Genomic DNA, 9610 nt, shown 5'->3' with positions numbered 1-9610 from the left:
ACACAGAAGCTTTGGGAACTTTCTTAGCAACCTGATTTCAGGGCTTATCGCATATAGCTTCTTGCCTAAAAAACCGTCTATTAAATTTCAAACTATAAATTCCAATCAAGTTTGCCTGTTTTAATAATCGAACTCAGGTTAATAAATTAAGGATTTTTTTGTATATTATAGGTGTGAATATTCCAAGCGAAGCATACGAGATAATCATTGCCGTTATTTTAATTTCTGTGGCGATGGTTTTGGTAAATTACTTTACCAGACGTAGTAGAAATTTTAGAAGCAGTAGAAATAAAAAGGCTAGAAAGCAGCTTTAATTAGCTTCATTCTATAATCTCATAGTCAATGTTTAGTTTTCGTAAAGCTCTTAAAGCAGAACCAGAGTTTTTATCTGCCACTTCAATACCTATAGCGTCTCCTTCTAATAGTATATCAGTGAGTTCATTAGCCAATGAAGTATCAATATTAGATGAAATCTCTATAATACAATTAGATATCGCTCTTTTATCGGGTCGCTGAGCATCACAAGACAATAAGTTTAATTGCATAATTATATTTTATTAATGTAAGATACAAGAGTTGAGGTGATTTTGGACGATACTTATCCATTATTCGCTTATTGAAGCACGACATGTTTGTTTATGGTTAGTTGTGCTTGGGTAGTTCTAAATCAGAAAAGGAAAGTGAACTAGAGGGAAATTCTTAGGATTTTCGTGATTAGATCTGCATTAGAAATTAATTTTTTACTTTGCTGTGTGCAGTTTTTATTTCAGACGTTTTTTAATATCTATTCTCTGATGTAAAATTCTAACGATTTCGACAATTTCATTTTCGACTTTTCTGTAAAAAATCAGATGCGATTTGATTTTTGTTACTCGATAGTTTTTGCGAGTTTGTTCAGCGGATTTTCCTGTCAGATAGTTGTCCGCTATAAATTCAATCTCTTCAATTATCAAGTCATAATATCTATCAGCTTGTTTTTTAGACCAATTCTGAAAAGTATAAACCCAAATATCATTTAAATCATCAATCGCTTGTTTACTTATTCGATATTTGTTTTTACTCATAAGTTTTGGCGATGCAATTCAGATAGGTTTTGTTTCGGGTTAAAATTTTCAACAAATCCGCTATTTTCTCCAACTTTGAGAGCTTTAATTAGTTCTCTTTCTTTTTTTTCTTCACGTTCTAACAAACGTAATGCTGATCGAATAACTTCGCTAACCGAACCATATCTGCCAGAATTTACCTCTTCTCTAATGAAATCTTCAAAATGATTTCCGAGTGATATAGATGTGTTTTTTCCCATTTTAGCTCAAATTTATTCAAATATACCAAATCTTGGTAACGCAACCAAATTACGCACAAAGTTATTAAATATGCTTTGTTGGGTGTTTTAAATATCTAATTTAGCAATGCAAACCAAGCTGAGAAAATTTGCAAGGATTTTCCTGATTCACACAAAACAGCAATTAATTATAAACGTTGTCAGCATATCGTTAGCTCTTATCATTTAATTTATTACACTTCAATATAATCTTCAATTAACCTCATTAATTTTTCCATTTCGTTTTTATTGAAGTATTTAAATATGCAACTTTTATTCCGCTTTATGCACTTCCAATTCAATTTCTATCATAAACTCAGGGATAGCTAATTCCTTAACACCTAACCAAGAACCTGTTGGAAAATGATTTTTATATATCGTGGTTCTATATTCTGCATTTTCGAGAAATAAGGGCATATTGGTAGTGAAAATGTTTTCAACTACAACATCATCAAAAGTACAACCATAATGATTGAGTATTTTTTCTAAATCAGCATAACAATTTTTCATTTGTTGTCCTAAATCACCAATGGCAGTTGGGTTTCCTTCGTTATCCATACTTACAGCACCCGAAACTTTTATATTATTTCCAATTTTTACAGCATGCGAATATCCATAAGCTTTTTCAACTTCAGGGCGCAGTAAAAAATATTCAGGGGTTTCTGCTTTATCAACTATTTCTTTTTCAAGCTTTTGGATTCTGGCTTCTTTGTTCGGGTTTTGGTTACATCCAAATAGGAATAAAGAAAGAATTACAATTAAAAATGTTTTTTTCATAATTATCATTTTAGTTAGATTTAAATGTTTTAAAGCAAGTTTTGTGTCTGGACAATGGCACGGTTTAAGCACTAATTTACCATTTTTTATAAACCTTGCGCGCTACTTGATGTGTTATTCCTGTTAGAATACCGAACAATAAAATAAGCAACAATAATATTCGGAACCCAACATAACCAAGCAACAATCCTGTAAGCGCCAATAAATTCGCCCATTATGCTGGTTAAAGTAGGCAACCAGATTCTTAAAGTTACTGCTGCAAAACAAGCGGCATAACTGTAAATCATAAATTTTTGGTGTAATGCAATGTTTCCGTTTTTAATGGCTTTGAATCCTAAAATAGTGGTGCTCAACCAAACTAAATCCAAGCTAAAAAAACCAAGAATACTTATCATGCCACCAGTGGCATGTATGGCAATATAGAGCCCACAAAACCCGCTAATTAAAACAGCAATTACGTATAGTTTTCCAATGGCTCTATGGATATTCATACGCCTTCTTCTCAATGTGCTACTAAACTGTAACCATCCAATTAAAAGCGCCAAACCAGCAAGAAGAATATGACCATAAAATGCGATATTCCATACCGTATCACTTAAAAGAGCGGCGGACTTTGATGCCAGTAGCCCAAAGCGTCTGTCTACCAAAAAGTAGATTAATGGATATAGGCCAATTGATGTAGCCATAATGCCAATTAATATCCAGGATGCTTTTTTCATATTTCTAGATATACAAACTTGTAATTGATAATACAAGTTGTTGTGCTTTCGTGCTTACGGACTATCTTACATATGCGAAAGACTGTGGAGGATTTAACCCAAATGATTCTTTAATACATAATTGACTATCATACATTTTTGGATTCTTTACTTTGATTGCAAAACCTTCTTTTTTACCCTCAAAATAGTCTGCATAATAAGCTTCAGTTATTCCAGAGAACTCCGAAGTTTTATCCCATAGAGTAGTTAAATCTTGTTGGAAAATTGTGTCAATTTCAAATTCCCCAATCACTTTACTAATTGGAGCAGAAGCATAAACCACTATGTTTTTTACTTTTTTATTTTTAAATAGAACTCTGCGAAATTCGAATTTCTTAGTTCCTTCAAATATTTTAAATGCAAATTCAGGTTTTATTGATAATATTACTTTCATAATTTCATTTAGAGCTCATAAGCAAATTTAATTAAAGAATTGAATTGACCATCATTAATCTCGATGAATCCTCTCGGAATATTATTAACGCTCTCAATAATCTTTAATTCTATTAGATTGTTTAAAGTTGGCTTAGGTGTTGGAAAAGAATGGGCGTATAATAGGTTAATTACAAAAGGTCTAGTTTTAGGAAACTTATTCCACCAATTTTTATCTAATTCAGATTTAGTTATAAATGTTCTTCTATTACAAATTTGGTAGAAATCGTACCAACAAAACTAGACATTCCACATTTTAGAACTTCACTAGCTGAAAGATGGTTGAATTTAAATGATTGAGATAACTCTTTACAAATAGTTCCTTTTCCAGCTCCGTGAATCCCACCTGCGAAAATTATATTGTCTATCATTTGATTTGGGTTTGAAGTACGAGGTGTTTGTTCAAGATTAGTTGGGTGGTTAAGCATTTAATTTAGCAAATAAAAACCGAATAGAAAATCCGTGAGGATTTTCAGAATTAGGCGAGAACAAGTAATTACTTATGTTAATTGTTGGCGTGTTGTTGTATTATTAGGATGTTTCGTGTTCTTTTAGCGTTTTTCCACTTTTCAATTTCCATTCTTTAAGTCCATTCGCATTTCTTCCCATTAGAATTCCAGCTGCTGTTGAAGGGCTAGAGAATTCATAGTCTTTATCAAATAAAAGCCCATTTTCGGATTTTATTATTGTTTTGTTTTCAATTAATCTTTTTCTAATGTTAATCAATGATTTCTGCATCGATTCAGTTGTGCTTGTTGCTACTTCACTATTCTTGAAAACTATAAATCCTTTTGAGCTTGGGATTCCAAAACCATTTGCTCCTCTTGCTGCTTTAATATAGAAAGTATTTGTTTTTTTTGTCTTATTCGCTTCGGCACTTACCAATGTTTCAAAAACTCTGTGGCCTAAAGTATTTGTAAGTAATTTTATGTTTTCAATAAATTCCTCCATTTCAGCAATTTCAGATTCCGATATTGATGATTTTGAAGGAACTGTATTATTCTCTAACTCGTAATGGTTAACTTTTTTAGTTTTCTCGTATAAACGACTTTCTAAATATTTGATATGTGCTTTATTAAGGTTTTCGTCTTTACTTATAAATAGAATTACTTCAGACCAGAATTCTTTCTGAGCAACGTGCTGTTTTAGTCTGTCAATTATAGTTTCAGCTTCTCCGATATAGACTAATCCTTTTCCGTCTTCGTTTTCTCCGAATAGTAGGTAAATTCCAGGACTTTGTAAATCTTCACGTGAATAAGATTCCTTAATCATTATCCTAGGGATTTTATAGGCTTTTCCTGTCCAATTGGAAAGCTCACAAGTCATTCTCCCATTAGGTTCTCCATCAATAAGAAATAACTTAATTGTCTTCCCGAATTTTTTCATAAAGTTCTGTTTTTAAATGTACGCTAACTCGTTAAATAATACCTATTGCATACCCCATAAAAATAATGAATATTTCCTACATAAAATTAAAAAATCCCGACAAATAGATATCGGGATTTTATTACAATGATATGGTTTTCGGAATGCTATGTTTTAATAAAACGTGTTTTTAAAAAAACAACTTACTTTTTAATCACTTTCACATTCATTTCTTCCACCTTTTTATCAGATAGTGGAGAAGGTGCTCCAAAGAGTAAATCTTCACTGGTGCCTGTTTTTGGGAATGCCATCACTTCTCTAATGGATGCTTTTTTTTCTAAAATCATCATTAATCTATCTACTCCCCAGGCAATACCGCCGTGTGGTGGTGCGCCATAATGGAAGGCTTTATACATGGTACCAACGCTCTTCATCATTTCGTCTTTATTGTAGCCCATGTTTTTGTATGTGGCTTCCAAAATTTCAGGTTTATGAGCACGCACAGAACCACCGCCAATTTCGTAACCATTTAAGATTAAATCGTATTGTTGCGCGATGATGCTTCCAATCTCGTCTTCCTTACCATTCATGTGTTTGTCAATATCATAAATAGCTGGCATTGAGAATGGGTTGTGTGTAAACGTCCAACGGCCTTCATCTGTTTTTTCAAACATCGGGAAATCAATAACCCATGCAGGTCTTAATTCCTTAGGATTGATTAAACGTAGCATCTTGCCTAATTCTTGACGCACCGCATCTAAAGCTTTATTTGCCGTGGCATAATCCGCAGCAGAGAAGAATACAATGTCTCCAACTTGCGCATTAGTTGTTTCGATGATGCCTGCAGCAATATCTTCACCTAAAAACTTAATTATTGGCGATTGTAAATCGTTTTCATTTACAATAATATAAGCTAAACCACCCAAACCATGTTGTTGTGCTATAGCGGTTAGTTTTTCAATCTGACCTTTAGAAATGCGTTTGTTACCTTGTTCTTCAGCAGAGACTTTAATACATTTTACAATGCCGCCAGCTTCAATAGGTTTACTAAATACTTGGAAGGTGGTATCTTTTACTATATCTGTAATGTCCTTTAGTTTTAGTCCGAAACGTAAATCTGGTCTATCACAGCCATAAAAATCCATGGCGTCTTTATAGGTAATCACTTCAAACGGATGTAAAATCCATTTTTTACCATAAATTTTTTCAACAATACCATTGAACATTTCTGTATTTAAATCGATGATTTGTTGCATGCTAGCATAGGCCATTTCAATATCCAACTGTGTGAATTCTGGTTGACGGTCGCCACGAGAATCTTCATCTCTAAAGCAACGTGCCAGTTGGAAATACTTCTCGTAACCAGATACCATCAACATTTGCTTAAATTGCTGAGGTGCCTGTGGTAGCGTGTAAAACGAACCTGATTGCTTACGTGTTGGTACAATAAATTCGCGTGCGCCTTCATCAGTTCCTGCGCTTAAAATGGGCGTTTCAATTTCTAAGAAATCTTGTTCGTCTAAAATATCACGCATTAATTTGATGACTTTATGACGATTAACAATCACACGACGTACATCGTCATTTCTGTGGTCTAAATATTTATATTTAAAACGTACATTTTCATTGGTTTTGGTGGCGCGTTTTATTTCAAAAGGCAGCGTTTTAGAAAGGTTTAAAATGTCTAAAACTTTGGCTTCTAATTCTATTTTCCCTGTTCGTAAGGCCGCGTTATAATCATCTTCTTTACGTTGAACAATCGTTCCTGAAACGGTAATAACCGATTCTGGTTTTAGTTTTACCAACTCATCTAAATTAGCAAACGATTCTCTACTTAATCGCACCTGAAATTTCTCGGTGCTTGAATCTCGTAAATCGATAAAGATTAATTCGCCATGGTCACGCACACTAGAAACCCATCCTGAAAAGGTGACGTTTACGTTGATGCTATCATCTGAAACATCAGAAATCACATGAGTTCTGTACTCGTCTTTTATGATGATTGGAATTTCTGGTAAGACTTCTTCGTCTTTGGCTTTTGTTGTTTTTGTTTGGGCTTCGTCTGCGCTCAGCCTGACATTCGTGTCGCTTCCGTCATCGGTCTTCGGTCTTCCGTCAACATTCCCAGCAAGTGCACTCAAAATCCCTTCGCGAATCACTTTTCCAGAAGCGCCTTTTCCAATAATGCCAATAACTTTCCCAACAAGAATACCCGCTTTCCCATGGTTTCCTGCTTTAATATCGTTTGCTATAGCCTCATTTTCTGAAACCACTTTTGATATCGCATCTTCAATTTGAGATTCTGATATCGTGTTTTCTTTGAAATAGGTATTGTAATCAAAACTTCTGTCTTTTAGATATGCCGTAATGCCGTTTTGAACTAATACTGACGTTATTTTTTCTTCTTTAAAAAGTTGAAAAATTTCAATTAAATGCTCAACACTATGAATATCGCCATAATCATCCGCAGCAATATTATTTACTAATGTTTTAGCCACGAATGATGGGTCTTTAATTACATTGTTAATGGCTACAAAGGTTTCAGAACGTAATGAATCAGCGGTGAAAAACTTAGCATCTTGTGGTAAAACACCACCTTTAATTAAGATAGATTCTACGGCAAAAGGCAGCGTACTTAAATCGACATCAATAGATTCAACCACATCTTTTATGCTTACAAAAGGTAAATCGGGTTCTGAAATAAAGCGGTAATCGGCTTCAAATTCCTTTTTACGCATCGTTTTGGTTTGCTTCAATTCTGCATCCCACAACACTGTAGTTTGATCTGGTCTAAACTCTTTATGCTCTATGTAGTAGTTGAGTTGTTTTTCAACTTCTTCTTTTAAAGCTTCCGCCATAAACTTGAATGAGTTTAGGTTTTTTATTTCGGTACGTGGATTTAAATTGTAATCTCGTTTTTTACGAAGCGATACCGATACATCCGATTTAAATTCGCCTTTTTCAAGGTTGGCTTCAGAGATTCCTAAATTTTGGACTATACGTTGAATATATTGTGCGTACGTTGACGCATCTTCAATATGACGAATACAAGGTTCGGTTACAATTTCAATTAGTGGCACACCTGCTTTATTAAAATCGACTAAGGAGATTTTCTTCTCATGCATTAATTTTGCAGCATCTTCCTCAATATGTACTTGCGTTAAATTTACCGTAAACTGCGAACCATCATTACGGAAACAAGAGACTTGTCCGTCTGGAATCACAGGGTTATGAAACTGTGTAATCTGAATATTCTTTGGGTTATCAGGATACTCATAATGTTTTCTATCCCAAGAAATAACTTCATTTTCAAAAGTTGATTTTACAGCTTTTCCAAAGTAAATAGCCTTGTTGATGGCTTCTTTATTTATAGCAGGCAACACCCCCATTTGACCCGTACAAACCGAACAAATGTTTTGGTTTGGGGTGTTTATTTCCTGATTTGCACAAGAGCAAAATAACTTCGTTTTTGTATTTAATCGAACGTGTGTTTCAAGACCGATTACCAACTCTAATTCGTACTTTTTAAGTAGCTCGTTTAATTGTTCTAAATCCATTATATCGTGTCTTTTAAGAAGTTAGCAAACTTCAAAACGAGTTCGTCATTATTTTTTGCTGCCGTAATTTGTAAACCCGTTGCTGTACCTTGAGGCACCGTTAAGGTTGGTAATTGCCCTAAACTAAACCCAACCGTATAAGCATCTGATAAATACATGGCAAGCGGGTCTTTTAAACTATCACCAATTTTAGGTGGTGTGTTTGGCGTAACAGGAGATATGATGATATCCACCTCATTAAAATCGGTTTCAAAATTGTCAGCAATACTATCTCTAATTGCCAACCCTTTTAAATAGATTTCATCTGAAAAACCTTGAGATAGTACCTGGTTTCCACCAACGATTCTACGTTTCGTTTCTTCTGAAAAGTTCTCAGAACGCGTTACTGCGTAAGTGTCTTTTAAGTTGTCTCCTTCAATACGATTACCATAATTGGTACCATCTAACCGCGAAAGGTTTGATGCGGTTTCGGCCATAGCCAAAGTATAATAGGTTGAAACCAAAGTTTCAGATTCAAAGAAATCTAAAGCTTTTACTGTGATACCTTGGGCTTTTATTTTTTCAATAGCTGCTAAAAAATCTGCTTTAATGTTAGCGTCAATAGCATCACTTTCGATAAAGTTTTTAAAATACCCTACGGTTTTAATGTTATCTGAAGTTAAAATGCTGTCCTGAGTTATTTCCGCGGAAGCGTAAGTGGTTTGATCTTTAAAGTCTTTGCCGCTCATGACATTTAAAACAATACGAATATCTTCGATGGATTTAGCTATGGGTCCAACACAGTCTGTTGAGGAAGCGTAAGCCATTAATCCGAAACGTGAAATACGTCCGTAAGTGGGTTTTAAACCATATACATTATTGTAACCAGCAGGCTGACGCACAGAACCACCAGTATCGCCACCAATGGAGAATATCGTGTAATCTTTAGCCACATTAACAGCAGAACCACCACTAGAACCACCACCAACTAAATCTGGATTTATAGCGTTTTTAACAGCGCCAAAAATGGTGTTTTCACTAGAAGAACCATGACCAAAACTGTCACAATTTTCTTTTACTAAAGGAATCGCGCCAGCATCTAGTAATTTTTGAATGGCTGTTGCTGTGTAAGCCGATTTGTAATTTTTAAGCAAATCTGAACTAGCGGTTGTATAGGTGCCTTGAACCATATACACATCTTTAATGCCAAACGGAATCCCTTCTAGTAAACCTATGGTTTCTCCATTTGCTATTTTGGCATCCACTTTTGCAGCTAAATCAAGCGCAAGATTGTCAAGTAATGAATTTACCGTGTTATTTGTGTTTTGCTTTAATGCGTCTAGTTTTTCTTGTACCAACGCCGTACACGTGATGTCTTTATTCACCAATTGCTGATGAATTTTATGTATCTGAGAATCCAT

At 34.5% G+C, this 9610-nt stretch carries 10 protein-coding genes; all 10 read right to left on the bottom strand.

Going from position 1 to position 9610, the window contains the following annotated elements; translation table 11 throughout:
• Positions 1-320 precede the first annotated feature (320 nt).
• A complete protein-coding gene (locus tag P8K68_RS09105; RefSeq protein ID WP_300249847.1) occupies positions 321-545 on the bottom strand; it encodes a hypothetical protein in 225 nt (74 codons plus the stop codon).
• Between the two features lie 216 nt (positions 546-761).
• Positions 762-1064 (bottom strand): type II toxin-antitoxin system RelE/ParE family toxin, encoded by a 303-nt coding sequence (locus tag P8K68_RS09100; RefSeq protein ID WP_300249846.1) that lies wholly within the window; start codon positions 1062-1064, stop codon positions 762-764.
• Positions 1061-1303 carry a type II toxin-antitoxin system ParD family antitoxin gene (locus P8K68_RS09095; RefSeq protein ID WP_300249844.1) on the bottom strand — a complete coding sequence of 81 codons (243 nt, stop codon included), beginning with the start codon at positions 1301-1303 and terminating at the stop codon, positions 1061-1063. Before P8K68_RS09095 ends, P8K68_RS09100 begins: the two co-directional genes overlap by 4 nt.
• A 291-nt stretch (positions 1304-1594) precedes the next feature.
• Complete coding sequence (locus P8K68_RS09090; protein WP_300249841.1) at positions 1595-2098, bottom strand: RidA family protein; 504 nt, start codon at positions 2096-2098, stop codon at positions 1595-1597.
• Positions 2099-2184: 86 nt separating this feature from the next.
• Complete coding sequence (locus tag P8K68_RS09085) at positions 2185-2817, bottom strand: DUF2306 domain-containing protein (RefSeq protein ID WP_300249838.1); 633 nt, start codon at positions 2815-2817, stop codon at positions 2185-2187.
• A 61-nt stretch (positions 2818-2878) separates the two neighbouring features.
• Entirely contained in the window at positions 2879-3250 is a 372-nt protein-coding gene (locus tag P8K68_RS09080; RefSeq protein WP_300249835.1) for a hypothetical protein, read from the bottom strand.
• Between the two features lie 229 nt (positions 3251-3479).
• Positions 3480-3659 (bottom strand): AAA family ATPase, encoded by a 180-nt coding sequence (locus tag P8K68_RS09075; protein ID WP_300249833.1) that lies wholly within the window; start codon positions 3657-3659, stop codon positions 3480-3482.
• Positions 3660-3819: 160 nt separating this feature from the next.
• On the bottom strand, positions 3820-4674 hold the full coding sequence (locus P8K68_RS09070) for a GIY-YIG nuclease family protein (RefSeq protein ID WP_300249830.1): 855 nt from the start codon (positions 4672-4674) through the stop codon (positions 3820-3822).
• A gap of 182 nt (positions 4675-4856) precedes the next feature.
• The gene (gatB/aspS, locus tag P8K68_RS09065; protein WP_300249829.1) at positions 4857-8210 is read right to left on the bottom strand and encodes a bifunctional amidotransferase subunit GatB/aspartate--tRNA ligase AspS; all 3354 of its coding nucleotides are present in this window, start codon (positions 8208-8210) and stop codon (positions 4857-4859) included.
• Entirely contained in the window at positions 8210-9610 is a 1401-nt protein-coding gene (locus P8K68_RS09060; RefSeq protein WP_300249827.1) for an amidase family protein, read from the bottom strand. Before P8K68_RS09060 ends, gatB/aspS begins: the two co-directional genes overlap by 1 nt.

Origin of the sequence: Algibacter sp., from assembly GCF_029245835.1 — a bacterium.
GTDB lineage: Bacteria > Bacteroidota > Bacteroidia > Flavobacteriales > Flavobacteriaceae > Algibacter_B.
Note: the sequence above shows the minus strand (reverse complement) of the source record. Positions and strands in the feature narration are given on the sequence as shown.